This window comes from uncultured Pseudoxanthomonas sp. (assembly GCF_947498795.1).
Taxonomy (GTDB): Bacteria; Pseudomonadota; Gammaproteobacteria; order Xanthomonadales; family Xanthomonadaceae; genus Pseudoxanthomonas_A.
On record NZ_CANMLQ010000001.1, the window covers coordinates 264,744 to 291,722 of the forward strand.

The 26,979-nt window shown below is 67.9% G+C and carries 27 protein-coding genes and 1 tRNA gene; 24 read left to right on the top strand and 4 right to left on the bottom strand.

Features of this window, described 5'->3' with window-relative positions; genetic code table 11:
• Nucleotides 1-38 precede the first annotated feature (38 nt).
• Complete coding sequence (locus Q0907_RS01200) at nt 39-335, top strand: DNA primase (protein ID WP_299340714.1); 297 nt, start codon at nt 39-41, stop codon at nt 333-335.
• Nucleotides 336-337: 2 nt separating this feature from the next.
• Nucleotides 338-859, top strand: coding sequence for a GNAT family N-acetyltransferase (locus Q0907_RS01205; RefSeq protein WP_299340717.1), 522 nt, complete (start codon nt 338-340; stop codon nt 857-859).
• Between the two features lie 427 nt (nt 860-1,286).
• Here the strand turns inward: Q0907_RS01205 and Q0907_RS01210 are convergent, their stop codons facing one another.
• Together Q0907_RS01210 and Q0907_RS01215 are read right to left on the bottom strand one after the other, a co-directional pair.
• On the bottom strand, nt 1,287-2,228 hold the full coding sequence (locus tag Q0907_RS01210) for an alpha/beta hydrolase (RefSeq protein WP_296279769.1): 942 nt from the start codon (nt 2,226-2,228) through the stop codon (nt 1,287-1,289).
• 38 nt (nt 2,229-2,266) lie between these two features.
• On the bottom strand, nt 2,267-2,695 hold the full coding sequence (locus Q0907_RS01215; protein WP_296279770.1) for an organic hydroperoxide resistance protein: 429 nt from the start codon (nt 2,693-2,695) through the stop codon (nt 2,267-2,269).
• A 124-nt stretch (nt 2,696-2,819) separates the two neighbouring features.
• On the opposite strand from Q0907_RS01215, the gene Q0907_RS01220 reads away from it, so the two are divergent.
• The 22 genes from Q0907_RS01220 (at nt 2,820) to Q0907_RS01325 (ending at nt 24,482) form a co-directional block, all read left to right on the top strand.
• A complete protein-coding gene (locus Q0907_RS01220) occupies nt 2,820-3,647 on the top strand; it encodes an AraC family transcriptional regulator (RefSeq protein WP_299342584.1) in 828 nt (275 codons plus the stop codon).
• A gap of 43 nt (nt 3,648-3,690) precedes the next feature.
• A complete protein-coding gene (locus Q0907_RS01225) occupies nt 3,691-4,329 on the top strand; it encodes an alpha/beta hydrolase (protein ID WP_299342586.1) in 639 nt (212 codons plus the stop codon).
• 57 nt (nt 4,330-4,386) lie between these two features.
• Nucleotides 4,387-5,118, top strand: coding sequence for a YebC/PmpR family DNA-binding transcriptional regulator (locus Q0907_RS01230; protein ID WP_299340751.1), 732 nt, complete (start codon nt 4,387-4,389; stop codon nt 5,116-5,118).
• Nucleotides 5,119-5,127: 9 nt separating this feature from the next.
• Complete coding sequence (gene ruvC, locus Q0907_RS01235; protein WP_299340753.1) at nt 5,128-5,649, top strand: crossover junction endodeoxyribonuclease RuvC; 522 nt, start codon at nt 5,128-5,130, stop codon at nt 5,647-5,649.
• Nucleotides 5,646-6,233 (top strand): Holliday junction branch migration protein RuvA, encoded by a 588-nt coding sequence (ruvA, locus tag Q0907_RS01240; RefSeq protein ID WP_296279773.1) that lies wholly within the window; start codon nt 5,646-5,648, stop codon nt 6,231-6,233. The genes ruvC and ruvA overlap by 4 nt, the downstream gene beginning before the upstream one ends.
• A gap of 121 nt (nt 6,234-6,354) precedes the next feature.
• Nucleotides 6,355-8,214, top strand: coding sequence for a potassium transporter Kup (locus tag Q0907_RS01245; protein WP_296279851.1), 1,860 nt, complete (start codon nt 6,355-6,357; stop codon nt 8,212-8,214).
• Between the two features lie 61 nt (nt 8,215-8,275).
• Nucleotides 8,276-9,439 carry a DUF418 domain-containing protein gene (locus Q0907_RS01250; protein ID WP_299340756.1) on the top strand — a complete coding sequence of 388 codons (1,164 nt, stop codon included), beginning with the start codon at nt 8,276-8,278 and terminating at the stop codon, nt 9,437-9,439.
• 41 nt (nt 9,440-9,480) lie between these two features.
• Nucleotides 9,481-10,521, top strand: a complete 1,041-nt coding sequence (gene ruvB, locus Q0907_RS01255) for a Holliday junction branch migration DNA helicase RuvB (protein WP_296279775.1) — start codon at nt 9,481-9,483, stop codon at nt 10,519-10,521.
• A gap of 51 nt (nt 10,522-10,572) precedes the next feature.
• Complete coding sequence (gene ybgC / locus Q0907_RS01260) at nt 10,573-11,028, top strand: tol-pal system-associated acyl-CoA thioesterase (protein ID WP_299340759.1); 456 nt, start codon at nt 10,573-10,575, stop codon at nt 11,026-11,028.
• Nucleotides 11,029-11,067: 39 nt separating this feature from the next.
• Nucleotides 11,068-11,841 carry a protein TolQ gene (gene tolQ, locus Q0907_RS01265; RefSeq protein ID WP_296279777.1) on the top strand — a complete coding sequence of 258 codons (774 nt, stop codon included), beginning with the start codon at nt 11,068-11,070 and terminating at the stop codon, nt 11,839-11,841.
• Between the two features lie 12 nt (nt 11,842-11,853).
• Nucleotides 11,854-12,282, top strand: coding sequence for an ExbD/TolR family protein (locus Q0907_RS01270; RefSeq protein WP_296279778.1), 429 nt, complete (start codon nt 11,854-11,856; stop codon nt 12,280-12,282).
• Between the two features lie 6 nt (nt 12,283-12,288).
• Nucleotides 12,289-13,326, top strand: coding sequence for a cell envelope integrity protein TolA (gene tolA, locus Q0907_RS01275; RefSeq protein WP_299340763.1), 1,038 nt, complete (start codon nt 12,289-12,291; stop codon nt 13,324-13,326).
• Nucleotides 13,327-13,427: 101 nt separating this feature from the next.
• Complete coding sequence (gene tolB / locus Q0907_RS01280) at nt 13,428-14,747, top strand: Tol-Pal system beta propeller repeat protein TolB (protein ID WP_299340766.1); 1,320 nt, start codon at nt 13,428-13,430, stop codon at nt 14,745-14,747.
• Nucleotides 14,748-14,813: 66 nt separating this feature from the next.
• The gene (gene pal, locus Q0907_RS01285; protein WP_299340768.1) at nt 14,814-15,329 is read left to right on the top strand and encodes a peptidoglycan-associated lipoprotein Pal; all 516 of its coding nucleotides are present in this window, start codon (nt 14,814-14,816) and stop codon (nt 15,327-15,329) included.
• 42 nt (nt 15,330-15,371) lie between these two features.
• On the top strand, nt 15,372-16,169 hold the full coding sequence (gene ybgF / locus Q0907_RS01290; RefSeq protein WP_299342588.1) for a tol-pal system protein YbgF: 798 nt from the start codon (nt 15,372-15,374) through the stop codon (nt 16,167-16,169).
• Between the two features lie 64 nt (nt 16,170-16,233).
• A complete protein-coding gene (gene queE, locus Q0907_RS01295; RefSeq protein WP_299340771.1) occupies nt 16,234-16,917 on the top strand; it encodes a 7-carboxy-7-deazaguanine synthase QueE in 684 nt (227 codons plus the stop codon).
• 46 nt (nt 16,918-16,963) lie between these two features.
• A complete protein-coding gene (gene queC / locus Q0907_RS01300; RefSeq protein ID WP_299340773.1) occupies nt 16,964-17,629 on the top strand; it encodes a 7-cyano-7-deazaguanine synthase QueC in 666 nt (221 codons plus the stop codon).
• 72 nt (nt 17,630-17,701) lie between these two features.
• Nucleotides 17,702-17,777, top strand: a tRNA-Lys gene (locus tag Q0907_RS01305).
• Between the two features lie 73 nt (nt 17,778-17,850).
• Nucleotides 17,851-18,957, top strand: a complete 1,107-nt coding sequence (locus Q0907_RS01310) for a PLP-dependent cysteine synthase family protein (protein ID WP_299342590.1) — start codon at nt 17,851-17,853, stop codon at nt 18,955-18,957.
• A 27-nt stretch (nt 18,958-18,984) separates the two neighbouring features.
• On the top strand, nt 18,985-21,012 hold the full coding sequence (locus tag Q0907_RS01315) for a M3 family metallopeptidase (RefSeq protein WP_299340776.1): 2,028 nt from the start codon (nt 18,985-18,987) through the stop codon (nt 21,010-21,012).
• A 131-nt stretch (nt 21,013-21,143) separates the two neighbouring features.
• Nucleotides 21,144-23,324 carry a glycoside hydrolase family 3 N-terminal domain-containing protein gene (locus Q0907_RS01320; RefSeq protein ID WP_299340779.1) on the top strand — a complete coding sequence of 727 codons (2,181 nt, stop codon included), beginning with the start codon at nt 21,144-21,146 and terminating at the stop codon, nt 23,322-23,324.
• 6 nt (nt 23,325-23,330) lie between these two features.
• Nucleotides 23,331-24,482: an MFS transporter gene (locus Q0907_RS01325; RefSeq protein WP_299340782.1), complete on the top strand. Its 1,152-nt coding sequence runs from the start codon at nt 23,331-23,333 to the stop codon at nt 24,480-24,482.
• 5 nt (nt 24,483-24,487) lie between these two features.
• Here Q0907_RS01325 and Q0907_RS01330 read toward each other — a convergent pair whose 3' ends face one another.
• Complete coding sequence (locus Q0907_RS01330; RefSeq protein WP_299340785.1) at nt 24,488-24,943, bottom strand: hypothetical protein; 456 nt, start codon at nt 24,941-24,943, stop codon at nt 24,488-24,490.
• 104 nt (nt 24,944-25,047) lie between these two features.
• Nucleotides 25,048-26,841: a DNA helicase RecQ gene (gene recQ / locus Q0907_RS01335; RefSeq protein WP_299340788.1), complete on the bottom strand. Its 1,794-nt coding sequence runs from the start codon at nt 26,839-26,841 to the stop codon at nt 25,048-25,050.
• Nucleotides 26,842-26,979: the final 138 nt, after the last annotated feature.

The window sequence follows — 26,979 nt, forward strand, 5'->3', positions numbered from 1 at the left end:
CCCTTGACTCAAGGGGGCTCAACATCAAGAGAACCAAGATGACGGAAGTTGCTTTTTCGCTGGAGTGGGAACGCCTGGGCAATGAAGGCGCCGATGCAGGCCTGGTGACGGAACGCGCGCGCGTGTTCGGCGGCTGGCTGGTGCGTGTCGGCACGTCGCCGGCCGCGATGGCGGTGACCTTCGTACCGGACGGCCAGGGCCGCTGGGACGGCGAGGACTTCGGCGAGGACGACTACGAAGAAGAAGACGAAGAAGAGTACGAAGAGGAAGAAGACGAGGACGCCGACGAGGAAGACGAGGCGGACGAAGAGGAAGAGGAAGAAGAGGACGCGTAAGCGTGCAGATCCGCCGCGCCACCGTCGATGACGCCGCGGTCCTGTCGGACCTGGCGTCGCGCACCTTCACGGAAACCTTCGGACATCTGTATCCGGCGGAAGATCTTTCGGCATTCCTCGCCGACGCCTACGACATCGACAAGCAGCGGGTCATCCTGTCGCACCCGGATTACGCGGTGTGGTTCCTCGAGGACGATGGCGTTGCCGTGGGTCATGCGGCCGCCGGGCCGTGCGGGTTGCCGCACGCGGACGTGGTGAAGGGCGATGGCGAGCTGAAGCGGCTGTACGTGCTGGCCTCGCACCAGAACGGCGGGTGGGGCGGGAAGCTGTTCGCCGAGGTGGAACGGTGGCTGTTGAAGGACGGGCCGCGGACGCTGTGGATCGGGGTGTGGTCGGAGAACTTCGGTGCGCAGCGGTTCTATGGGCGGCAGGGGTTTGTGCGGGTCGGGGCGTACAAGTTTCCGGTGGGGAAGACGCTGGATGATGAGTTCATCCTGCGGCGGGATGCTTCTTCTGTCGGTTGATGCAGGAGCTTCCGCTAGCCCTTCGGTCTAGCGGGTAACTTTTCTTCGTTGACGCAAAGAAAAGTCACCAAAAGAAAGCGTCTTTCACGACGAAGCAATCCCATCAGTTCGTTGCTATCAGAAAACGGCGGACATCCATGTCCGCCGCCCTCCGGGTCTGCTAGTGCTCGCCGCCGTTCGTAGACCGGGAAGATCACGCCCATCCCCGTAGGGGGCGCCGCTTGGGCGCGATGCTTTCCATGCAGGCGGGGATAGAGCATCGCAGGCATGGCCCGCTGCTACAGGACAGCACTGGCGAGGCGTAATACGGCGGACATCCATGTCCGCCGCCCTCCGGGTCTGTTGGGCTCGCTGGCGCATCGGGATGCGGAAGATCGAAAGCGAACGGCCGCTTGATGCGGCCGTTGCTTTGTCTGCGTATTGGAACTTACTTCTGCAGGAAGTCGAGCAGGTCCTGGTTGACGCGATCCTTGTGGGTATCGGTCAGGCCATGGGGAGCGCCGGCGTACACGATCAACTTGGCGTTCTTGATGAGCCTGGCCGAGCTGCGCCCGGCGGCGTCGATGGGGACGATCTGGTCGTCGTCGCCGTGGATCACCAGGGTGGGGATGTCGAACTTCTTCAGGTCGTCGCGGAAGTCGGTGGCCGAGAACGCGGCGATCGAGTCGTAGGTGTTCTTGTGGCCGCCCTGCATGCCCTGCGCCCACCAGCTGTCGATCAGGCCCTGCGATACCTTCGCGCCCGGGCGGTTGAAGCCGTAGAACGGGCCGGACGGGATGTCCTTGTAGAGCTGCGCACGGTTGTCCAACTGGCCTTTGCGGATGCCATCGAACACTTCGATCGGCAGGCCGCCCGGGTTGTCCGCGGTTTTCAGCATGAGCGGCGGAACCGCGCTGATCAGCACCGCCTTCTTCACCCGGCCGGTGCCGTGGCGACCGATGTAGCGCGCCACTTCGCCGCCGCCGGTGGAGAAGCCGACCACGGTGACGTCCTTCAGGTCGAGTGTGTTGATCACGGTGGCGAGGTCATCGGCATAGTGATCCATGTCGTTGCCGTCCCACGGCTGGCTGGAGCGGCCGTGGCCGCGGCGGTCGTGCGCCACCACGCGGTAGCCCTTGGAAGCCAGGAAGATCATCTGCGACTCCCAACTGTCCGAAGACAGCGGCCAGCCATGGCTGAAGGTCACGACCGGACCGTTCTTCGGGCCCCAGTCCTTGTAATAGAGCTGCACACCGTCGGCGGTGGTGATGGTGCTGGCGGTGCGTTCTGCGGCCACCGGCGCGGTGGCCGGTGCGGCCTGGGCGGTCATTCCGGCCTGGGTGGCGACGGCCAGCATGCTGGCGGCAAACGTGCGGGTGAGCGTGTTCATGGGATTGGATTCCTGTGGAGGGTGGTCAGGAACAGCGGTCAGTCGGCGATCGCCAGCGTCACGTCGATGTTGCCTCGCGTGGCGTTGGAGTACGGGCAGACGATGTGTGCAGCGTCGACGAGGGCCTGCAGCTGGTCGCGGGCGATGCCGGGTGCAGCGATGGTCAATTCCGCCTGGATACCGAAGCCGGTGGGGATCTGGCCGATGCCGACCTTGCCGGTGACGGTGGTGGTGCCAGGCAGGCTGATCTTCTGCTTGCCGGCGACGAACTTCAACGCACCCAGGAAGCAGGCCGAGTAGCCGGCGGCGAACAGCTGCTCGGGGTTGGTGCCCGGGCCACCGGCGCCGCCCAGTTCGCGCGGGGTCGACAGCGTGACGTCCAGCGCGCCGTCGGACGAGGTGGCCTGGCCTTCGCGGCCACCCGAGGCGGTGGCAGTGGCGGTGTAGAGGATCGTTTCGATGGACATGGCGTTACTCCTGCAAGGGTGGGGGGGTCCGGAGCGGGGTGGCCGTCCGGTGAGGTGTACTTTGCGCGCTCCGTGCGTACGATTCGTGACGTATAGTCCTGATAACTTGATCGGGAGTACCGATGTGGTCGACAGGCTCGCTGTGCTGCTGGAACGGTTCTCGGTGTCGGCGGAGGTGTTCCATGCCGGCGCGCTCTGCGGCATCAACACGCTGGAGGCGGAGCCTGGCGTGGGCCAGCTGCACCTGATCCAGCGAGGACCGCTGGAGGTGTTCCACGGCAGCGCGTCGCTGCGCATCGACGCGCCCAGCCTGCTGCTCTATCCCCGTGCGATGACGCACCGTTTCGTCAGCGACGACGAACGCGGAGCCGACATGGCCTGCGCCAACGTGCGCTTCGACGGCGGCGCGCAGAATCCGATCGGCGCCGCGTTGCCGGACGTGGTCTGCCTGCCGCTCGATGGCATCGTCGGTGCGCAGGAGGTGCTGGCGTTGCTGTTCGAGGAGGCCTTCACCCAGCGCTGCGGCCGCACCGCGCTGGTCAACCGGCTGTTCGAGGTGGTCATGATCCAGGTGCTGCGGCAACTGATGGAGACCGGCGAGGTGAAGGGCGGGATGTTGGCCGGCCTGTCGCACCCGCGCCTGCGTCACGCCCTCGTCGCCATGCACGAGGCGCCATCGAAGGACTGGACGCTGGACGACCTGGCGGGCGTGGCCGGCATGTCGCGCAGCGTGTTCGCGACGCATTTCCGCGAGGCGCTGGGCACCACGCCGGGCCAGTACCTGCAGGGCTGGCGGGTGGGCCTCGCACAACAGGCGCTGCGGCAGGGCAGGCCACTCAAGGTGGTGGCCTCGGACGTGGGCTACGGCAGCGAGGCGGCGCTGTCGCGTGCGTTCAAGGCGCACAGCGGCATGTCGCCGCGCGAATGGAAGCGCCTGCATGCAACGCACTGACGCGGTGGGCCACGAACCCGCGCTGTCGCCCATACGGCCGCGCATGAATGATGCGAGAGACGACACCACCCGCGTGCTGCTGGTGCACGGCATCTGGAATGCGAAATCCTGGCTCGCTCCCCTCGCACGGCGATTGCGCCGCGAAGGCTTCGAGGTCGAAGTGTTCGGCTATCCCAGCATCCTGGGCGGCCCGGAGCCAGCGATCGCCGCCCTGATCGAGCGGCTGCAGGCCTCGCCGCCGGTGCATCTGGTCGGGCACAGCCTGGGCGGCCTGATAGGACTGGAGGCACTGCGTCGCGCGCCCGGCTTGCCCGTGCGGCGGATGGTCTGCCTAGGGTCGCCGCTGTGCGGCAGCGGCGCCGCCCGCCGTCTGGGTCGGCACGCTTGGACGGCGCCCGTGCTCGGCCGCAGCGGCGCGCTGCTGCAGACGGGCTGCGTGCCATGGGACGGGCACGTACCGGTGGCGATGGTGGCGGGGAACGTCGCGCGCGGCATCGGGCGCCTGATCACCCGGTTCGACGGCGCGTCGGACGGCACGGTCGGACTGGAAGAGACCCGGCTGCCCGGCCTGGCGGCGCACTGCGTGGTGCCTGCCAGCCACACCGGTCTGGTGTTCTCCGCCGATGCCGCCCACCAGGCGGCCTGCTTCCTTCGCAACGGCCGCTTCGACGGACAGGACTGACCTGCGCAGGCGGGCGCGTATAATCCGCGCCCTTGTCAGTGCACTCCGGAAGTCACCATGGGCAGAGGCCCGTCGATCGAAGCCCGCAAGAACGCCACCGATGCCAAACGGGGCAAGATCTTCACCAAGATCATCCGCGAGATCGGCGTGGCGGCCCGCGCCGGCGGCGGCGAACCCGCCAACAACCCGCGCCTGCGTGCGGCCGTGGACAAGGGCCTGTCGGCCAACATGTCGAAGGACGTCATCGAGCGCGCCATCAAGAAGGCGACCGGTGAGCTGGAAGGCGTGGTGTTCGAAGAGATCCGCTACGAAGGCTACGCGCCGGGCGGCGTCGCGGTGATCGTCGACTGCCTGACCGACAACCGCGTGCGCACCGTGGCCGAAGTGCGCCATGCGTTCGGCAAGCACGGCGGCAACATGGGAACGGAAGGCTCGGTCGCCTTCATGTTCAAGCGTCTCGGCGTGCTGAGCTACGCACCGGGGGCCGACGAAGAGAAGATCACCGAAGCGGCCATCGAGGCGGGCGCCGATGACATCGTGGTCTATCCCGATGACGGCTCGATCGACGTGGTCACCGCGCCGGATGCTTTCCAGGCCGTCAAGGAGGCGATGACGGCCGCCGGCCTGGCGCCGGGCCACGCCGAGATCACCTACCGTGCCGACAACGACATCCGCGTGGAAGGCGAGACCTCCCTGCAGGTGAAGAAGCTGCTGGACATGCTGGAAGACCTCGACGATGTGCAGGACGTCTACTCCAACGCCGACCTGGGCGCCGACGCGTACGCGTAAGCCGATCCCGTGACCCGCATCCTCGGCATCGACCCCGGTTCCCAGCGCACCGGCATCGGCATCATCGATGTCGATGCCACGGGCAAGGTGAGCCACGTCCACCATGCACCGCTGGTGCTGCTGGGCGCCGAGGATTTCCCGCAGCGCCTGCGCGTGCTGCTGGATGGGCTGACCGCCATCATCGCCGCGTGGCAACCGGACGAAGTGGCCATCGAGAAAGTCTTCATGGCGCGCAATCCGGATTCGGCGCTGAAACTGGGGCAGGCGCGGGGCGCCGCCATCAGTGCCGTCGTCCTGCGCGACCTGCCGGTGCACGAGTACGCCGCCAAGGAAGTGAAGCTGGCCGTCGTCGGCCGTGGCAGCGCAGAAAAGACCCAGATCCAGCACATGGTCGGCATCATGCTCAACCTGCACGGCAAGCTGCAGGCCGATGCGGCCGATGCGCTGGCCGTCGCCATCACCCACGCACACGTGCGCGCCACCGCCAAACGGCTGGGCGTGAGTTCGCAACTGGCCTGGAGCAGGAAATGATCGGACGTCTTCGCGGCATCCTGGCGTACAAGTCCCCGCCCTGGCTGGTGATCGACGTGGGCGGCGTGGGCTATGAGCTCGAGGCGCCGATGAGCACGTTCTACGACCTGCCGGACGTGGGTCGCGAAGTGCTGCTGTTCACCCACCATGCGCAGAAGGAGGACAGCGTGTCGCTGTACGGCTTCCTGCGCGAGGGCGAGCGCCGGCTGTTCCGCGACGTGCAGAAGGTCAGCGGCATCGGCGCGAAGATCGCGCTGGCGGTGCTGTCCGGCGCCAGCGTGGACGAGTTCGCGCGCATGGTGCAGGCCGGCGATGTCACGGCGCTGACGCGCATCCCCGGCATCGGCAAGAAGACCGCCGAGCGCATGGTGGTGGAACTGCGCGACCGCGCGGCCGACCTGATGGGTACCGGCGTGGGCGGCATCACCGCGCTGCCGGCGGATCCGCAGTCCGAAGCCACCATCGCCCTGCAGCAGCTCGGCTACAAGCCCGCCGAGGCCACCCGCATGGCGCGCGATGCCGCCGCGCCCGGCGACGATGCCGCCATGATCATCCGCAAGGCCCTGCAGGCCGCGCTGCGCTGAGCGCTGCGTTAGAGCATCCCTTCACTTCCACAGCGCTACCCTGCCGGCCGCCATGTCCACCCCACATTCTTCCCACGCCGCGCCCGGCGACACCGGCCAGCACGGTCATTCCAAGGCAGGCATGGTCGCGCTGGTGGCCGGCGCGGTCGGCGTGGTGTTCGGCGACATCGGCACCAGCCCGCTGTACACCATCAAGGAGATGTTCCACCCGCACTTCGGCCTGACGCCCGATCCTGACACGGTGCGCGGCCTGTTGTCGCTGGGCTTCTGGTCGCTGCTGCTGGTGGTGACGCTGAAGTACGTCATCGTGATCATGCGCGCCGACAACGAAGGCGAGGGCGGCATCATGGCGCTGACGGCGCTGGCGCAGCGCAGCCTGGCCAAGGGCTCGCGCATGAGCTACACAGTCGGCATCCTCGGCATCTTCGGCGCGGCGCTGTTCTTCGGCGACGGCATGATCACCCCGCCGATCACCGTGCTGGGTGCGGTGGAGGGCCTGGAAGTCGTGTCGCCCGTCTTCAAGCAGTGGGTGGTGCCGATCAGCCTGGTCATCCTGACCGGCCTGTTCGCCATGCAGCGTTTCGGCACGGCGAAAGTCGGCAGGGCCTTCGGTCCGGTGATGATCACCTGGTTCATCGTGCTGGCCGGCTTCGGCATCTACAACATCGCACACAATCCCTCGGTGCTGGCGGCGCTCAACCCGTACTGGGCGTGGCATTTCTTCGTGACCCACGACTGGCACGCCGTGCTGATCCTCGGCGCCGTGGTGCTGACCGTGACCGGCGGTGAGGCGCTGTACGCCGACATGGGCCACTTCGGCAAACGGCCCATCCGCTGGGGCTGGTTCGGCTTCGTGCTGCCGGCGCTGGTGCTGAACTACTACGGCCAGGGCGCGGTGCTGCTGCGCCATCCCGAAGCGGTCGCGAATCCGTTCTACATGTCGATCCCGGACTGGGCGCAGATCCCGATGCTGGTGCTGGCGACGACGGCGGCCGCGGTGGCTTCGCAGGCGGTCATCACCGGCGCGTTCTCGGTGACGCGCCAGGCCATCCAACTGGGCTACCTGCCGCGCCTGCACATCAAGTACACCTCGAAGGACACCATCGGCCAGATCTACGTGCCGTCGGTCAACCTGATGCTGTACCTGGCGGTGATCGTGCTGGTGCTGAGCTTCCAGAGCTCGGGGGCGCTGGCCACGGCGTATGGCCTGTCGGTCACCGGTACCATGCTGATCGATACCTTGCTGCTGGCCATCGTGGCGTACACGCGCTGGCCGGATTCGCGCCGCTGGGTACTGCCGTTGTGCGGCGTCTTCCTGGTGATCGACCTGGCCTTCCTGTTCGCCAACGGCGCCAAGCTGGTCACCGGCATCGGCGCCTGGGTGCCGCTGTTCATCGGCATCACCGCCTTCACGATGATGCGCACCTGGCGCCGCGGCCGCGAGCTGCTGCATGGCGAGGTGCAGAAGGAAGGCATCCGGCTGGATACCTTCCTGCCGGGCCTGATGCTGGCGCCGCCGGTGCGCGTCCCCGGCACGGCCATCTTCCTGACCGCCGACAAGGGCGTGGTGCCGCACGCGCTGCTGCACAACCTCAAGCACAACAAGGTGCTGCACGAGCGCAACGTGTTCCTGACGGTCGAGACGCTGACCGTGCCGTATGCGCCGAAGAAGAAGCGCCTGAAGATCGATCCGATCGGCGACGATTTCTACCGGGTGGTGATCAGCTACGGTTTCGCCGAAACGCCGGACGTCCCGCAGGCACTGATGGGGTCGTGCGACCAGGGCGGCGTGTATTTCGACCCCATGGAAACCACGTACTTCGCCAGCCGCGAAACCGTGGTCGCGCGTCGACAGGGAGGCATGCCGATCTGGCGCGACAAGCTGTTCGCGGCCATGCATCGGAATGCGGCGCCTGCGACGGGGTTCTTCCGGATCCCGGGCAACCGCCTGGTCGAGCTCGGCGCGCAGGTCGAGATCTGACCGCGCGTCGCGTGCGGGGCGCTGCCGTAAACTTGGGCTCCGCCCCACGCAAGGAGGCAGGATGCCGCCGCATGACCGCCTGACCGTGCTCGACGTGCTGCGCGGCATCGCCATCCTCGGCACGCTGGGCACCAACATCTGGGTCTTCATGTATCCCGGCGGCTTGCTCGGTTACATGGAGTCCGGGTGGGGACGAGCATCGGAGGCGCACTGGGCCGTGCTGGCATTGCAGCAGCTGACCCAGGGCAAGTTCCTCGGTCTGTTGGCGCTGATGTTCGGCATGGGCATCGCCTTGCAGCAGCGTTCCGCGGCGGCGCAGGGTGCCCGGTGGCCGGGTCCGTACCTGATACGCGCGCTGCTGCTCTTCGTCGATGGCGTGCTGAACTATCTGTTCGTCGTCGAATTCGATGTGCTGATGGGCTATGCGCTCACATCGGTGATCGTGGCCTTCATGTTGAAGCTGGGTGCCCGGGGTCGGTGGGCCTGGCTGGCCGTGGCCGCCACGCTCCACCTGATGTTCCTGGGCATCATCGTCGTTGCGCTGGCGCTGTGGGGTGACCAGCTCGCGGCCGAGCCGGCCGTCGCGACGGCAACGGTCAATGCGAGCTGGTGGGACCTGGTGGTGGCGCGGATCGACCACGTCTGGCTCTTCCGCCAGGAAATGATCTTCATCGCACCGATGAGCGTGGCGTTGTTCCTGGCCGGGGCGCGCCTGCTCGATGCGGGCGTGTTCGAGGCTCGCGGCGCGGGCCTGCGCCGTTGGCTGATGGTCATCGGCCTGGGGCTGGCGTGGCCCATCGACATGGCGTTGGGCGTGTTCGGAGGCGAAGCAGGCATCATGGCCGGCCGCTACGGCAGCGCGCCATTCGTGGCGGTGGGACTCCTGGCGGCGGTCGCGGAAGCGTCGCAGCGGCGGCCAACACCCGGCTTCCTCGGACAGCGCTTGGCCGAGGTGGGCCGCATGGCATTGAGTGGGTATGTGCTGCAGAACCTGTTGGCGTCCGCCCTTTGCTACGACTGGGGGCTGGGGTTGGCGCGGCGTGTTCCGGATGCCGCTTCGGTGCCGGTAACGATCGCGGCCTACGTGGCGGTCGCGGCCTGCGTGATGCTGTTCGCCCACGCGTGGCAGCGACATGCGAAGCGGGGGCCGTTGGAGTGGGTGTGGCATGCCTCCTACGAGCGGCTGACGCGCGGGATGAGGTCACGGCCTGTCGTGGCGGCCTGATCGCGCGGTCGCAAGCACAGCCGGTCCGTCATAATGGCGCCATGACCGCCGACCGCATCATCGATTCCTCCGCCACCCGCGAAGACGACGCCATCGAGGCCAGCATCCGGCCGAAGCGGCTGGACGAGTACCTCGGCCAGAAGCCGGTGCGCGAACAGCTGGACATCTACATCCAGGCGGCGAAAGGACGCGGCGAGGCGCTGGACCACGTGCTGATCTTCGGGCCGCCCGGCCTCGGCAAGACCACGCTGAGCCACGTGATCGCCAACGAGCTGGGCGTGAACCTGCGCGTGACCTCGGGCCCGGTGATCGAGAAAGCCGGCGACCTGGCGGCGCTGCTGACCAACCTGCAGCCGCACGACGTGCTGTTCGTCGACGAGATCCATCGCCTCTCGCCCGTCGTCGAGGAAGTGCTGTATCCGGCGATGGAGGATTTCCAGATCGACATCATGATCGGCGAGGGCCCTGCGGCCCGTTCGATCAAACTCGACCTGCCGCCGTTCACCCTGATCGGCGCCACCACCCGCGCCGGTCTTCTGACCGCGCCGCTGCGGGACCGCTTCGGCATCGTGCAGCGACTCGAGTTCTACTCGCCCGAAGAGCTGACCCGCATCGTGCAGCGCTCGGCGCGCATCTTGGGCATGGACTGCGTGCCGGAAGGCGCCGCGGAGATCGCGCGCCGTGCCCGCGGCACGCCCCGCATCGCCAACCGCCTGCTGCGCCGCGTGCGCGATTACGCGCAGGTCAAGGCCGACGGTCATATCGACGTCGATGTCGCGCGCGCGGCGATGCAGATGCTGAAGGTGGACCCCGAGGGCTTCGACGAACTCGACCGCCGCATGCTGCGCACCATCGTCGACAGTTTCGATGGCGGTCCGGTGGGCGTCGAGTCCCTGGCTGCCGCGCTCAGCGAGGAGCGGGGCACGCTGGAAGACGTCATCGAACCCTATCTGATCCAGCAGGGTTTCCTGATCCGCACCGCTCGCGGACGCATGGCGACCCGCAAGGCGTACCTGCACCTGGGACTCACGCCGAAGGGGCGCGTTCCCGAACCGGGCGATGCGTCCGGTGAACTGTTCTGAGCGGCACTGGTTACAGGTTGGTATGCACCACAGGGTGCGGGAGCGCATGCGTTGACTACTGATTCGACGAGGATCGCCGCGGAGGCGGTGCCGTTCATCTTTCCGACACGCGTCTATTGGGAAGATACCGACGCCGGTGGCGTGGTGTACCACGCGCAATACGTTGCTTTCCTCGAACGGACCCGTACCGAATGGTTGCGGGTCCGGGGCCATGCCCAGGAACGACTGCGCCAGACCCACGACCTGGTGTTCGCCGTCCGCGCGATGCGCCTGGATTTTCTGCGTCCCGCGCGGTTGGACGATCTGCTGCACGTGTCGGCGCGCATCCACCAGTGCAAGCGGGCCAGCGTGGTCTTCGCCCAGTCGATCGAGCGGGACGGCGAGGTCCTGCTGACCGCTGAGGTGAAGGTGGCGGCGCTGAGTGCCTCGGGTTTCAGACCCGTTGCGCTGCCCGAGGCGTTGTATGACGAATTCCGCCGGCTCGAAACCCCGGGCCGTCCGCTTTGACCTGATGCGCAACACGAACCGAACGACGAGGAACGACGGATGATCGCAACGCTACTGGCCTTCCAGGACACCGTGGTGGAGGCGTTGCCGCCGGAGACCGCCGCCGCGACGGCCGATGCGGCCGCCGCCACCGTGCACAGCGGCATCAACTACATCGACCTGATGCTCAAGGCCAGCCTGCCGGTGCAGTTGATCGTGCTGCTGCTGCTGGCCGGGTCGCTGATCAGCTGGGTGATCATCTTCCGCAAGGGGCGCGTGTTCAAAAACGCCAACCGCGATGCCGACGAGTTCGAGAGCCGCTTCTGGTCGGGCGCCGAACTGCACAAGCTCTACGCCGGCGCCGCCGACCGCAATCGCATGGTGACCGGCCTGGAGGCGATCTTCGAAGCGGGCTTCCGCGAGTTCACCCGCCTGCGCGACAAGCGCGGCCTTGACGGACGCGCGCAGCTGGAAGGCGCACAGCGCGCCATGCGCGTGACTTATACGCGCGAAGTCGACCAGCTTGAGCGCAACCTGGAACTGCTCGCCAACATCGGCTCCACAGCGCCTTACGTCGGCCTCGTAGGTACGGTGTTCGGCATCATGGTGACGATGCACGACATGCTCAACAGCGGCGAGCAGGCAGGCATCGCCGCCGTCGCGCCGGGCATTTCGGAAGCGCTGTTCGCCACGGCGATCGGCCTGTTCGTCGCGATTCCCGCGGTGTGGGCGTACAACCGCTTCACCACCCGCGTCGAGCGGCTGGCGGTGCGCTACGAGAGCTTCGCCGAAGAGTTCAGCTCCATCCTCCAGCGCCAGAACGCAGCCGAGTAAGCGGAGTTCCCCATGGCCGGAAGCATCGTCCACCGCAAGCGGCGCAAGCTGAAATCCGAGATCAACGTCGTGCCCTACATCGACGTGATGCTGGTGCTGCTGATCATCTTCATGGTGACCGCGCCGCTGCTCACGCTGAGCGTGGACGTGAAGCTGCCGTCGTCCACGGCCAAGGCCGTGGAAACCAAGAACGACCCGATCATCGTCGTCGCCTACCCGGATGGCCGGCTGGGCCTGCAACTGCCCGGCGACAAGGCGCCGCGCACCGTCGACGCGGCGCAGCTCGAGGCCATGCTGGCGCCGATCAAGGCCGAACAGGGCAACGAATTGCGCGTACTGCTCGCAGGCGACGCGGATGCGCCGTACCAGCGGGTGATCGACGCCACCGAGGCGCTGAAGAAGGCCAAGGTGACCAACGTCGTCCTGTGGACCAAGCAGTAACGCGCCATGCACGCTGAAGCCTTCCAGCGACAGACGCTGCCGCAGGACGAAGGGCTGGGCCGGGCGGTTGCGTGGGCCATCGGCCTGCACGTGCTGCTGCTCGTGGTGCTGCTGGTGTCGCCGTATTTCAAGTGGGACCGCGAGCGACTGAATGCCGCAGGCTCGCAATCGATGGAGGCCACGCTCGACGTGTCGTCGTCCGATGCGCGCGCGGTCGAACGGGCGCTCGATTTCCAGCCGGCGCCGATGCCCGAGCCGGTGCAGGAGCCGGCTCCCGAGGACACCGTCCCGCCCCCCCAGCCGATTCCCGAGCCTGCACCGCAGGACGCGCCGGTCGAACGCCAGGCGCAGGCGCAGGAACGCATTCCGGTGCCGGATGAGGTCGACCAGGATGAAGCGCGCCGTGAGGCGATTTCGCAGGAAAAGGCGCGACAGGAGCAGGAGGCCAAGCGCCGCCAGGAACAGATCGACCTGACCGAGCGCAAGCGCCAGGAGCAGGCCGAGCAGCAGCGCCGGCTCGCCGCCCAACAGGAAGAAGACAGGCAAAAGCGCATCGCCACGGAGGCCGCGCAGAAGGCCGAGGCCGACAAGAAGCGTCTTGAGGAGATCCGGCGCCAGCGCGCGCAGGCGGCCCGCGAGGCGCAGCTGGCCGAACAGAAGCTCCGTCAGCTCGCAGATGCGCGGGCGCGGCAGGCGGCGGCCACGGCGACGTCCACGCAGGCGCCGTCCGCCGGTCCGGCGGGCACCGGCGGCACGGATGAGGATCTGAGGGGGCGCTATGCCGCCGCCATCCAGGAGGCTGTCTTGCGTCAGTGGACGCGCCCGGAGTCCGTGCCGGTCGGTACGCGGTGCCGTGTGGTGATCCGCCAGTTGCCCGGCGGCGATGTGGTCAGCGCAGAAGTGCAGCCGGGGTGCGCCATGGATGCGGCGGGGCAGGACTCGATCGAACGCGCCGTACTCAAGGCGCGACCGCTGCCGTACCGCGGCTTCGAGACCGTCTTCGCCCGCACCCTGACGCTGAACTTCGAGGCCCGCGACCGCTGACTTCACGCCGCGTTTCGCTGCCTTCCGTTCACAATTGTTAAAACGTTCACGTGGGGGCTGGTATCCCTTTGCCGCCCCGCCCAACCGCAGAGTCGTTGCCCATGAAGAAACCGTTGCGCTGGTTCGCCTTGATCCTGTTCATGCTCGCCCCGGTGCTGGCGTCCGCCCAGCAGCAGGGTCTGGAGATCGACATCATCGGCGGCAACGCCTCGGCCCTGCCGATCACCGTGGTGCCCATGCCCTACCAGGGTAGCGCGGCCGCTCCGCCGACCGACGTGTCCGCAGTTGTCCGTGCCGACCTCGAGCGCTCGGGCGCCTTCCGCACGTTGCCGGAGGCCCGCATCGCCGAGCGTCCGACCCGGGGTGGCGAGATCCAGTATCCGACCTGGCAGGCCCTGCGCCAGGACTACATCGTGGTCGGTCGCGTGGTGGATGCCGGCGACGGCGGCTATCGCGTCGAGTACGAACTCTTCGACGTGGCCAAGAAGGAGCGCATGCTCGGCCTGGCCATGACGGCGCGCTCGAATGCGCTGCGTGACGTCGCCCACCAGATGGCCGATGCCATCTACGAGAAGATCCTCGGCGTGCGTGGCGCGTTCTGGACCCGCATCGCCTACGTCACCGCTGCCGGCACCGGCAAGGCAACGCGCTACGCGCTGATGGTGGCCGATTCCGACGGTTACAACCCGCAGACGGTCGTGCGTTCGGCCGAGCCGCTGCTGTCCCCGTCATGGAGCCCGGATGGCCGCAAGCTGGCCTACGTCAGCTTCGAGAGCGGCAACTCGGCCATCTATATCCAGGACATCTCGACCGGTGCGCGCGAGAAGATCGCCAGCTTCCGCGGCATCAATGGCGCGCCCGCGTTCTCGCCCGATGGCCGCCAGTTGGCGTTGACGCTGTCGCGCAGCGGCAATCCCGAGATCTACGTGATGGATCTCGGCAGCCGTTCGCTGCGCCAGCTCACCAATACGTCCGCCATCGACACCGAGCCGGTGTGGAGCGCGGATGGCGGCAGCATCTACTTCACCTCCGATCGCGGCGGTCGCCCGCAGATCTACCGCGTGCCCGCCGCTGGCGGCAGCGCCAGCCGGGTGACGTTCGAAGGCAACTACAACGCGACGGCTACGGTGTCGTACGACGGCAAGAAGGTGGCAGTGGTGCAGGGCAGCGGCAACAACTACCGCATCGCCCTGATGGACAGCAGTCTGGGTGGCGCGCGCTGGTCGTCGCTGTCGCCGGGCTCGCTGGACGAGTCGCCGAGTTTCGCCCCCAACGCCAGCATGGTGCTGTACGCCGCACGCGAAGGCGGGCGCGGCGTGCTGTATGCCGTCTCCGCGGATGCGCGCGTACGCCAGCGTCTGGTCGTGGCGAATGCGGATGTGCGCGAACCTGCGTGGTCGCCCTACCGTACCGCTCGTTAAGTTTGTGTCTACAATGTGACCCCTCGCTCCACCTGTCCCCCTGTTCCAATGACGCAAGGAATGACCATGAACAACACCACCCGTGTTCTGATGCTGTCCCTGATGTCCGTCGCCGTGCTGGCGGGCTGCAAGAAGGACGTGAAGCCGACGCCGCCGGCCGACACCACCACCACCACGCCGACCACCCCGACCACCCCGACCACGTCGGGCGTGTACGGCCCGGGCGACCTGGACACCGACGCCTGCCTGCGCCAGCGCGTGGTCTACTTCGACCTCGACCAGGACGCCCTGAAGCCGGAGTTCCAGGCCATCATGGGGTGCCACGCCAAGTACCTGCGTGACCGTCCGTCCTCGCGCATCACGCTGGAAGGCCACGCCGACGAGCGAGGCAGCCGTGAGTACAACATCGGCCTGGGCGAGCGCCGCGGCAACGCCGTGAATTCCGCCCTGCAGGCCAGCGGCGGTTCGGCCAGCCAGCTGTCCGTGGTCAGCTACGGCGAAGAGCGCCCGGTCTGCACCGATTCCAGCGAGTCCTGCTGGTCGCAGAACCGTCGCGTCGAGATCGTCTACACGGCCAAGTAAGCCGTCGTCGCCACGATGATCGTGAAGAAGACGTACTACCTGCTGGTCCTCGCGGCGGCCCTCGTGGCCGCCGCTCCCGCTCACGCGCAGCGCGTCAGCCTGGCCGATCGCGTGGCCGCGCTGGAAGCGAAAGCGAACAATCCGCAGCAGAACCTGGACCTGCTCAACAAGGTCACGCAGCAGGAATCGGAACTGCGTGAGCTGCGTGCCCAGCTCGAGCAGCTGCAGAACGAGAACGAGCAGCTCAGGCAGCGGGGCCGTGACCAGTATCTCGACCTGGACGGTCGCCTGAACCGACTGGAAGGCGGCGCCGCGCCGTCACCGGTCGGCACGCCGACGACCACACCCCCCCTTGGCAGTGCGCCGGCCACCGCGCCGGCGCCCGTCGTGTCCGCTACGTCCGAGCGCCCACCCAGCGTCCACGGGGACACGGGAGCGATGTCCGCGGCCGGTGACGAGCGTACCGCCTACAACGTGGCCTTCGACAAGCTCAAGGCAGGCGATTACGCGGATGCCGCGCAATTGTTCACCAGTTTCCTGCAGCTCTATCCCAGCGGCGTGTACGCCCCCAACGCCCTGTACTGGCTGGGCGAGAGCTACTACGTCACGCAGAACTACGCGCTGGCTGCGGAGCAGTTCCGCGCGCTGCTGGCGCAGTATCCGACCCACGACAAGGCGGCAGGCGCCCTGTTGAAGATCGGCCTGTGCGACTACGGCCTCGGCAAGCTGCCCGAAGCCGAACGCACCCTGGGCGAGGTTATCGCCAAGTACCCGGGCACGGATGTCGCCCGTACGGCCGACGACCGCCTGCGCGCCATCCAGCTCGGCCGCCTGCGCTGAGTCGAGGAGATACCGGTGCTCCTGACGGAGACGCCGGACCGGCAGGGCGTATCATGCGCACCCCATGAATGATGCCGCCCGCCCCAGCGAAATCGTCCAGTCCCCGCTGGAACGCCTCAAGATCACCGAGATCTTCCTGTCCCTGCAGGGCGAGGCGAACGCGGTCGGCTGGCCTACCGTGTTCGTCCGCCTGACCGGCTGCCCGCTGCGCTGCCAGTACTGCGACACTGCCTATGCCTTCCACGGAGGCGAGTGGCGCGAGATCGACGACATCGTCGCCGAGGTCGCCCGGCATGGCGTCCGCCACGTCTGCGTCACCGGCGGCGAGCCGCTCTCGCAGAAGCGCTGCCTGATGTTGCTGAAGAAGCTCTGCGACGCCGGTTTCGACGTCTCCCTGGAAACCTCGGGCGCGATCGATATCGCCGAGGTCGATCCGCGCGTGTCGCGCGTGGTGGACCTCAAGACGCCCGGTTCGAAGGAAATGGCGCGCAACCGCCTGGAGAACCTGCCGCTGCTCACCGCGCGCGACCAGGTGAAGTTCGTGCTGTGCGGCCGCGCCGACTACGAGTGGGCGCGCGGCATGCTGGCCGAGCATCGCTTGCCCGAGCGCTGCGACGTGCTGTTCTCGCCCAGCAAGTCCGAACTGTCGCCGCGCGACCTGGCGGACTGGATCGTCGAGGACCGCCTGCCGGTTCGCTTCCAGATGCAGTTGCACAAGCTGCTGTGGGATGACGAGCCGGGACGCTGAGCAGCGCCTGCGGTAGCCTACCCATCACCCCACGAAACATCGCCCCATGAAGAATGCCGTCGTCCTGCTGTCCGGAGGCATGGACTCCGCCGTCGTCGTCGCCATCGCCCGCGAGCAGGGCTTCGCCGTGCATGCGCTGAGCGTGCGCTACGGCCAGCGGCACACCTCCGAACTCGATGCCGCCGCGCGCGTGGCCACTACGCTCGGCGCCGCCGCGCACAAGACCGTGCACGTGGACCTTCGCAGCATCGGGGGCTCCGCGCTGACCGATGACATCGACGTGCCCGAGGCTGGCGGCCCCGGCATCCCCGTGACCTACGTGCCGGCCCGCAACACCATCATGCTGTCGGTCGCGCTGGGCTGGGCCGAGGTGCTGGGCGCCAGCGACATCTTCTGCGGCGTCAATGCGGTGGACTACTCGGGCTATCCGGATTGCCGCCCGGAATTCATCGAGGCCTTCGAGAAGCTGGCCAACGTGGCGACCAAGGCAGGCGTGGAAGGCGCCGGCTTGCGCATCCAGGCGCCGCTGCTGCGCATGAGCAAGGCCGACATCGTGCGCGAAGGCGTGCGCCTGGGCGTGGATTTCGCGCAGACCGTGTCGTGCTACCAGGCCGACGCCGAGGGCCGGGCCTGCGGCCATTGCGACGCCTGCCGCCTGCGCGCCGCCGGCTTCGCCGACGCCGGCGTGCCGGATCCCACCCACTACGCCTGACGGGCGCGTTTCGCCCCCGTGCGGACGATGCGCTAGAATGCGCGTCCCGGTGCAAGGCCGGGATGCGTTCCCGGGCCGTTAGCTCAGTCGGTAGAGCAGAAGACTTTTAATCTTTTGGTCGAAGGTTCGAATCCTTCACGGCCCACCACGCACATCCCGCCGCCGCGCCATCATCGCGCCGAGTTCGCGTCGGCGCCCGGCAGGGAATCTTCCACGTGGCGATGGCAGTGCGTGACTGGACGGCGCAGGCGATCCAGCGCATCGAAGCGGACTTCAACCGGTCTGCCGACACCCACCTGATCCCGCTGCCGCTGCCCGGTTTTCCCGGCATCGATGTCTATCTCAAGGACGAGTCCAGCCATCCGACCGGCAGCCTGAAGCACCGGCTGGCACGCTCGCTGTTCCTGTATTCGCTGGCGAATGGCTGGCTGCGCGAGGGCGCGCCGGTGATCGAGGCCTCCAGCGGTTCGACGGCCGTGTCCGAGGCCTATTTCGCGCGCCTGCTCGGGTTGCCCTTCATCGCCGTGATGCCGTCGTCGACCTCGCCCGACAAGATCGCGGCCATCCAGTTCCAGGGCGGACGCTGCCACCTGGTCGAGCAGGCGGCGGAGATCAACGAGGTCTCGCGGCGACTGGCGCAGGAAAGCGGCGGCCACTTCATGGACCAGTTCACCTATGCCGAGCGCGCCACCGACTGGCGTGCGAACAACAACATCGCCGAATCCATCTTCAAGCAGATGGAAGCCGAGCCCCATCCCGTGCCGGCGTGGATCGTCTGCAGCCCCGGTACCGGCGGCACCAGCGCCACGTTGGGACGCTACGTGCGCTATCGCCGTCATCCCACGCGCGTGATGTGTGCCGACCCGGAGCACTCGGTGTTCTTCGACCAGTACCGGGGCGCGTGCGGAGGTTGCGACGACACCACGCTGACCTGCGCGCGCGGCTCCGGGATCGAGGGCATCGGTCGCCCGCATTGCGAACCCAGCTTCATCCCGGCGTGCATCGATGCGATGGTGAAGGTGCCCGACGGCTTGAGCCTGGCGGCCATGCGCCACGTCAACGCGGTGCTGGGTCGCCGGGTTGGCGGATCGACCGGCACCAACTTCGTCGGCATCCTCGCCGCGGCCATGCGCATGCGCGAAGAAGGCCAGGTGGGGTCCATTGTCAGCATCCTGTGCGACAGTGGTGAACGCTACGCGCACAGCTACTACAACCGGGACTGGTATCTGGAGCGCGGCATCCCCATCGTGGAGAACGACGATGCCATCGCCGCCGCTGTCGCCGGACGAGGCCTGCCGTCGCTGGCACGGGCCGACTGGCCGGACTGAAATCCCCTTTTTGCAGATGGTATTGCCATGACCAATCCACTCCTCGACTTCTCTGGCCTGCCGCGGTTCGACGAGATCCGCCCCGAGCACATCGCGCCTGCCATCGACCAGTTGCTGGCCGAGGCCGAGGCGGCCGTGAAGGTGGCGGAATCCGTCACGCCGGTGACATGGGATACCTTCGTGGTGCCGCTGGACGATGCGACCGAACGCCTGTCGCGTGGCTGGAACCAGGTGACGCACCTGGAGGCGGTCGCGAACTCGCCGGCGCTGCGCAGCGCGTACAACGCGCAGTTGCCCAAGGTGACCCGCTTCTGGAGCGCACTGGGACAGAATCTTGCACTGTACCGGCAGTACCGCGCGCTGGCGGATGCACCGGAGTCGGCGCAGTACGACGAGGCGCGCCGCAAGGTGCTGGACAATGCGCTGCGCGACTTCCGCCTCGGCGGTGCCGAGCTGCCGGACGCACAGAAGGCGCGCTTCGGCGCGGTGAAGGAAGAACTGGCGAGCCTGTCGGCGAAATTCTCCCAGAACGTGCTGGACGCGACCGACGAGTACGAATTCTGGATCAAGGACAAGCAGCACCTCGGTGGCCTGCCGGCCGACGTGGTGTCGGCCGCACGCGCCGCGGCGAAGGCCGACGACGAACCGGGCTGGAAATTCACCCTGCAGATGCCGTGCTACCTGCCGGTGCAGGCCTACGCCGACGACCGCGCGTTGCGCGAGACCCTGTACCACGCCAATGCGGTGCGCGCCTCCGAACTCGCCGGCAACGACGCACTCGACAACTCTGCGCTGATCGACCGCATTCTCGCCCTGCGTACCGAACTGGCCGCGCTGCTGGGCTTCGCCAGCTACGCCGAGTATTCACTGGCCACCAAGATGGCCGATACGCCGGACGAGGTGCTGCAGTTCCTGCGCGACCTCGCCGCACGCGCCAGGCCGCACGCGCAACGCGACCGCACGGAGCTGGAAGCGTTCGCCCGCGACCATCTGGGTCTGGAAACGCTTGAAGCCTGGGATCTCGCCTACGCCAGCGAGAAGCTCAAGCAGGCGCGCTACAGCTTTTCCGCGCAGGAGGTGAAGCAGTACTTCACCGAGCCGGCGGTGCTGGCCGGCCTGTTCGGGGTGATCGGCGACCTCTACGGCCTGCGTGTCGAGCAGGATGAAGCGCCCACGTGGCATCCCGACGTGCGCTTCTATCGCCTGGTCGACGGCGACGGCACCCTGGTCGGCCAGTTCTACCTCGACCTGTACGCCCGCGAAGGCAAGCGCGGCGGCGCCTGGATGGACGATTGCCGCAACCGCCGCGAGACGGCGAACGGCACGCAGACGCCCCTGGTGTATCTGGTGTGCAACTTCGGCAAGGGCATGGACGGCAAGCCAGCCACCTTCAGCCACAGCGACGTGACCACGCTGTTCCACGAAATGGGCCATGGGCTGCACCAGTTGCTGACGCAGGTCGGTGAACTCGGCGTGGCCGGCATCAACGGGGTGGAGTGGGATGCGGTGGAGCTGCCCAGCCAGTTCATGGAGAACTTCTGCTGGGAATGGGAGCGCGTGCAGTCCATGACCGCCCACGTGGACAGCGGTGAGCCGCTGCCGCGCGCGCTGTTCGACCGCATGGTCGCGGCCAAGCACTACCAGAGCGGGATGGCGACCGTGCGCCAGCTGGAATTCGGCCTGTTCGACATGCAGCTGCACAGCGCGTTCGACGCCGGCAACGACACCGTGCTGGCGCTGCTGGACCGTGCACGCGACGAGGTGGCCGTGAACGTCCCGCCGGCGTTCAACCGCTTCCCCCACCAGTTCAGCCACATTTTCGCGGGTGGCTACGGGGCGGGGTACTACAGCTACAAATGGGCAGAGGTGCTCAGCGCGGATGCCTATGCTGCCTTCGAGGAAGCCCCCGCGCACGTGGCCGAAACGGGGGCGCGGTTCCGGCATGAGGTGCTGGCGCGTGGCGGCAGCCGCAGCGCGGCCGAGAACTTCCGCGCGTTCCGCGGCCGCGCGCCGCGCATCGAGGCCTTGCTGCGTCACGCCGGCATGGCCGGCTGAGCGGTTCGAGCGCGCTCCCGGGCGCCTCGATCCAGGTGCGCACAGGGCCGGGGCCGGGCGTTTGACCATGACTGTAAACGTTTTCATAATGCTTGCCCTGTCATACCCGCGTTCCGGGGAGGATCGCTTACATGCCGCATCAGCGAAGGATCGAGGGCCTGATCGCCGCCATGACACTGGAGGAGAAGATCGGCCAGCTGGGCGCCTTTGCCGATGCGTTGCGGCCGTTCGCGTTCGAGTTCAATCCGGAAACCTTCGCGCGCGATGCCGAGCAGGTGCGCGAGCAGATCCGCAGCGGTCGCGTCGGTGCGCTCTTCAATGGCGTGGGCGTGGCGGAAGGCCGTGAGGCGCAGCGCATCGCGGTGGAGGAAAGCCGACTCGGCATTCCGCTGCTGCTGGGCGCCGACGTGATCCATGGCATGCGCACCGTGTTCCCGATTCCGCTGGGTGAGGCGGCCAGCTTCGAGCCCGACCTCGCCGAGCGCACCGCGCGCGCCACCGCCAGGGAGGCCACGGCCGCGGGAATCCACTGGACGTTCGCGCCGATGGTCGACGTCGCACGCGACCAGCGGTGGGGCCGCGTCGCCGAAACGTCGGGCGAAGACGTCTACCTGTCCTGCGAGTTCGCCGCCGCCCGCGTGCGCGGCTTCCAGGGCGACGACCTGACGGCGTCCGATTCGCTGCTGACCACGCCCAAGCATTTCGCCGCCTATGGCGCGATCTCCGCGGGACTGGATTACAACTTCGTGGACATGGCGCCGCAGACCCTGCGCGACGTGCACTTGCCGCCGTTCAAGGCGGCGATCGATGCCGGCGCGCTGGCGCTGATGAGTTCGTTCAACGACATCAACGGCGTGCCCGCCTCGGCCAACCGCGAGCTGCTGACCGACATCCTGCGCGGCGAATGGAAGTTCGAGGGTTTCGTCGTCTCGGACTACACCTCCGACCTGGAGCTGGTGGCGCACGGTTATGCCAGCGACGAGGCCGACGCCGCGCAGAAGGCGCTGTCGGCCGGACTGGACATGAGCCTGCAGAGCGGCATCTATGCCGGCCACGTCGCCACGCTGGTCGAGCAGGGTCGCCTGACCATGGACGAGGTCGACGAGGCCGTGCGCCGCGTGCTGCACGTCAAGGCCGCGGTTGGCCTGTTCGACGATCCCTACCGCTGCCTGGATGCCGGGCGCGAAGCCGACCAGTCGCACATCGCTGCGCACGATGCGCTGGCACGCGACTGCGCGCGCCGCTCGGTCGTTCTGTTGAAGAACGAAGGCAACCTGCTGCCCCTGAAGAAGGCCGGCCAGCGCATCGCGCTGATCGGGCCGTTCGCCCAGGACACCGCCAACCTCGGCGGCTGCTGGAACATCTTCGGCGACGCCTCGCGCATGGTCGACATGGAGACGGGCGTGCGCGCCGCGCTGGAGGATCCCTCCGCGCTGGTGGTGGTGCCGGGCAGTGGCATCGAGGCACCGCTCGAAGGCGGCATCGAGGCGGCAGTGGCGGCTGCGCGCGAGGCCGATGTCGTATTGCTGGCGCTGGGCGAGCCGCACGAGTTTTCCGGTGAGGCGCAGTCGCGCACGCAGATCGTGATCCCGGCCGCGCAGCAGGCGCTGGCGGAAGCGGTGGCCGCGGCGGGCACACCGGTCGTCGTGGTGTTGCGCAACGGTCGCGCGCTGGCGCTGGAAGGTGCGGTGCGCGATGCGCAGGCGATCCTGGTGGGCTGGTTCCTCGGCACACAGACCGGTCCCGCGCTCGCCGACGTCGTGTTCGGCGACTACAACCCGTCGGCGCGGCTGCCGGTGAGTTTTCCGCAGGATGCCGGGCAGCAGCCGTACTTCTACAACCATCCGGCGACCGGACGCCCCAATGTGCCGGGTACGCCGCGCTTCTTTCAGACGCGCTGGCGCGAAGTCAGCCACGCCGCGCTGTATCCGTTCGGCCATGGCCTGTCGTACACCCGTTTTGACTACGGCGTGCCGCAACTCGACACGGCGCGCCTGGGTTGGGACGACGCGCTGACCATCCGCACGCGCGTCGCCAACCAAGGCACGCGCGATGGCGAAGAGGTCGTGCAGCTTTACCTGCGCGACCGCACCGCCAGCCGCGTGCGGCCGGTGCGCGAGCTGAAACGCTTCCGCAAGATCGCGCTGGCGGCAGGCGCATCCCAGGAGGTGGTGTTCACGCTGACACGCGCCGATCTCGAATTCCACGGCGTCGACAACCGACCCGTCGCCGAACCCGGTCTGTTCGACCTGTGGGTCGCGCCGTCCAGCGCCGTCGGCGACGCAGTGACGTTCGAACTGCTGGCTCCCTGAGTCCGCATGACCTGGCATGAAGCGGCGACGCCGGTCGTGGGCGCGCGCGAGCGCATCGCCACGCGCGTCGTCTTCTTCGTGGCAGGGTTCGCCATCTCCGCCTGGGCGCCGCTGATTCCGTTCGCCAAACGCCGGCTTGCGCTGGACGACGGGCAGTTGGGCCTGATGCTGTTGTGCCTGGGCGTGGGATCGGTGCTGATGATGCCGCTGGCGGGCGGCCTGGCGGCCCGGTTCGGATGCCGACGCGTGATGCTGGCGGCGGGGGCGGTGATCTGCGCGTGCATGCCGGCACTGATGCTGGCGCCGACCCTTCCCCTGCTTGCGCTGGTACTGGCGCTCTTCGGTGCGGGCATGGGCGTGCTCGACGTGGTGATGAACGTGCAGGCGGTGATCGTCGAACGCGCTGGCGGCCGCGCGATGATGTCCGGCTTCCATGGCATGTACAGCGTCGGCGGCATCGCCGGCGCCGGGGGTGTCGCAGGCGCCCTGGCGCTCGGCGCGTCGCCGTTGTCGGCGATCGTCGCCATGGCGATCGTTGCGGCGCTGCTGCTGGCGACCTGCCGCCGCGGGCTGCTGCTGGAAGGGGACGGAGGCGATCATCCGGCGTTCGTGCTGCCGCGTGGACGTGTGTTGCTGATCGGCGCGGTGTGCTTTGCGATGTTCCTGTCGGAGGGGGCGGTACTGGACTGGAGCGCGGTGTTCCTGACATCGGTGCGTGACGCTGACCCTGCCATCGCCGGTTTCGGGTACGTCGCCTTCGCGGTGACGATGACGATCGGCCGCCTGACCGGCGACCGGATCGTGCATGCCCTGGGTGCGTTCCGGGTCGTGGTGTGCGGCGCGCTGCTTGCCGCCGCCGGGTTCGCGCTGGTCGTCCTGGTCGCGTCGCCCCTGGCCGGACTCGCCGGCTTCGCCCTGGTCGGTGCCGGCGCGGCGAACGTGGTGCCGGTGATGTTTTCCGCTGCCGGTCGCCAGCGCAGCATGCCCACGCACCTGGCGGTCGCGGCGGTCACCACGATGGGCTATGCGGGTGTGTTGCTGGGACCGGCGGCGTTGGGCTTCATCGCCAAGCTCACCTCGCTGGCGACCGCGCTGGGATTGCTCGTCCTGCTGCTGACGGCGGTGGCAGCGGTCGCACGCGTCGCCACGCGCGACTGATACGCCTACGGGCGCGGCGCGCCGCGCATCATCGGACCGGCGGGATAGCCGCCGTGCGGGCCGTAATACCCGCCGGGACCATCGTACCGGTCCACGTTGATGTTGAGATTGAAGGTGCGCGGCTTGCCTTCGTCGTCGTACGTGGTCTTGCAGAGGTTGAGGTTCGCTGCGTTGTAGGTGCTGCGGCCATGGCCCTTGCTGTAGCCGACGCCTGCGGTGACGCTGCCCGACACGCCGTCGCCATCCTCATCGCCGTAGCGGACGCAGGGATCGACCGGAGTGGCCGGCGACGCGCCCTTCTTCGGGCGTGCCGGTTGCGTATCGCCATACCAGGTGCCGGGCGGATCCTGACGGTATGCAGCGGAGGAGGGCAGGCTGAGATCCAGCGCTTCGGCATTCGACTGGGCCGATGCCGACGAGGCGCTAAGCAGGGCCAGCAGGGCGAGGGGCAACGTCTTCATGGGCAGTCCCGGAAGCGCGGTCCGCCGGCTGGCCGACCTTGCACGAACGCTACCAGTCGCGGATTGAACGCGGGCTGGATAAAACGCCCGCGCGACGCGGAGCGTCACCCGACCGCGCGCAGCACGTCCAGCACGCGTTGCCCGTAGCGCTCGAGCTTGGCGCCACCAATGCCGCCCACCCGCGCCAGGTCGGCCAGCGTGGCCGGCTGCTGCTCGGCGATGTTGCGCAGCGTGCTGTCGTGGAAGATGACGTAGGCGGGCACGTTCTGCTCGCGGGCCAGCTCCGCGCGCAGGTCGCGGAGACGCTGGAAACGCGGCAGGTCGGCGGCCTGCACCGGGACGCCGCTGCGAGGGCTGCGGTCGCGTTCGCGGCGTTCGCGCTGTTCCTTGCGCAGCTGCAGGCGGCGCTCGCCGCGCAGCACGGCGCGACTGCCTTCGGTCAGGCGCAGGCTGCCGAACTCGGCTTCGACTTCCAGCAGGCCGCAGGCCACCAGCTGGCGGAACACGCTGCGCCAGGTCGTGGCGTCCAGATCCTTGCCGATGCCGTAGGTGGTCAGGTGGTCGTGGCCGCACTGGCGGATGCGTTCGCTCTCGCTGCCGCGCAGCACATCGATGACATGGTTCACGCCGAAGCGCTGGCCGCTGCGATACACGCAGCTCAGCGCCTTCTGCGCAGCCTCGGTGGCATCCCACGTCTCGGCCGGACTCAGGCAGTTGTCGCAGTTGCCGCATTCGTGCGGATAGGTTTCGCCGAAGCCGGCCAGCAGCACCTGCCTGCGGCACTGGGTGGATTCGCAGTAGCCCAGCAACTGGTCCAGCTTGCGCCGCTCCAGCCGCTTGCGTTCTTCGCCGGCTTCGCCCTGTTCGATCATCTGCTTCAGCAGCACCACGTCGCCCAGGCCATAGCAGAGCCACGCCTCGGCTGCTTCACCATCGCGGCCGGCACGGCCGGTTTCCTGGTAGTAGCCTTCCATCGACTTGGGCAGGTCCACGTGGGCGACGAAGCGCACGTCGGGCTTGTCGATGCCCATGCCGAAGGCGATGGTCGCCACCATGACGATCCCTTCCTCGCGCAGGAAGCGGCGCTGGTTATGCGCCCGCACGCTCGCGTCCAAGCCGGCGTGGTACGGCAGGGCATTGAAACCCTGCTCGGCGAGATAGTCCGCGAACTGCTCGACCCGCTTGCGCGACAGGCAGTAGACGATGCCGGCCTCGCCCTTGTGCTTGCGCAGCATGTCGCGCAGCTGGTGGCGGGCATTGTCCTTCTGCACGACGGTGTAGCGGATGTTGGGACGATCGAACGAGCTGACGAACTTCTCGGCGTCGACAAGGTTCAGGCGCTCGGCGATCTCGCGCTGCGTGGGCGGATCCGCGGTGGCGGTCAGCGCGATGCGCGGCACGTCGGGCCAGCGCTCGTGCAGCAGGGTCAGTTCCAGGTATTCGCGGCGGAAGTCGTGGCCCCAGGCCGAGACGCAATGCGCTTCATCGATGGCGAACAGCGCGATGCGGCTGCGGTCCAGCAGCGACAGGAAGCGGCCGGTCAGCAGCCGCTCCGGCGCGACGTAGAGCAGGTCCAGCTCGCCCTGCAGCAGGGCCTGTTCGACCTGCTGGGCCTCGTCCGTGGCGAGCGAGGAGTTCAGGAACGCCGCCCGCACGCCGAGCTGGCGGAGGGCGTCCACCTGGTCCTGCATCAGCGCGATCAGCGGGGAGACGACGATGCCGGTGCCGTCGCGCAACAGCGCAGGCACCTGATAGCACAGCGACTTGCCGGCGCCGGTCGGCATGAGGACCAGGGCATCGTGGCCGGCGGCGAGGTGTTCGACGATGGCCTGCTGGTGGCCACGGAAGGCGCTGTAACCGAAGACGCGCTGGAGGGTTTCGAGTGCGGGGGACGACATGGGGACAAGGATAACGCGGTGAAAGGTGTCAGCCCGCGTTGAGGGCACGATGGGCTATCGGAAATCGGTGTGGCGTGGGGTAGGAGTTGATCCTGATTCGAGCGGGCCACCGTAAGCCCCTCTCCCTGCGGGAGAGCG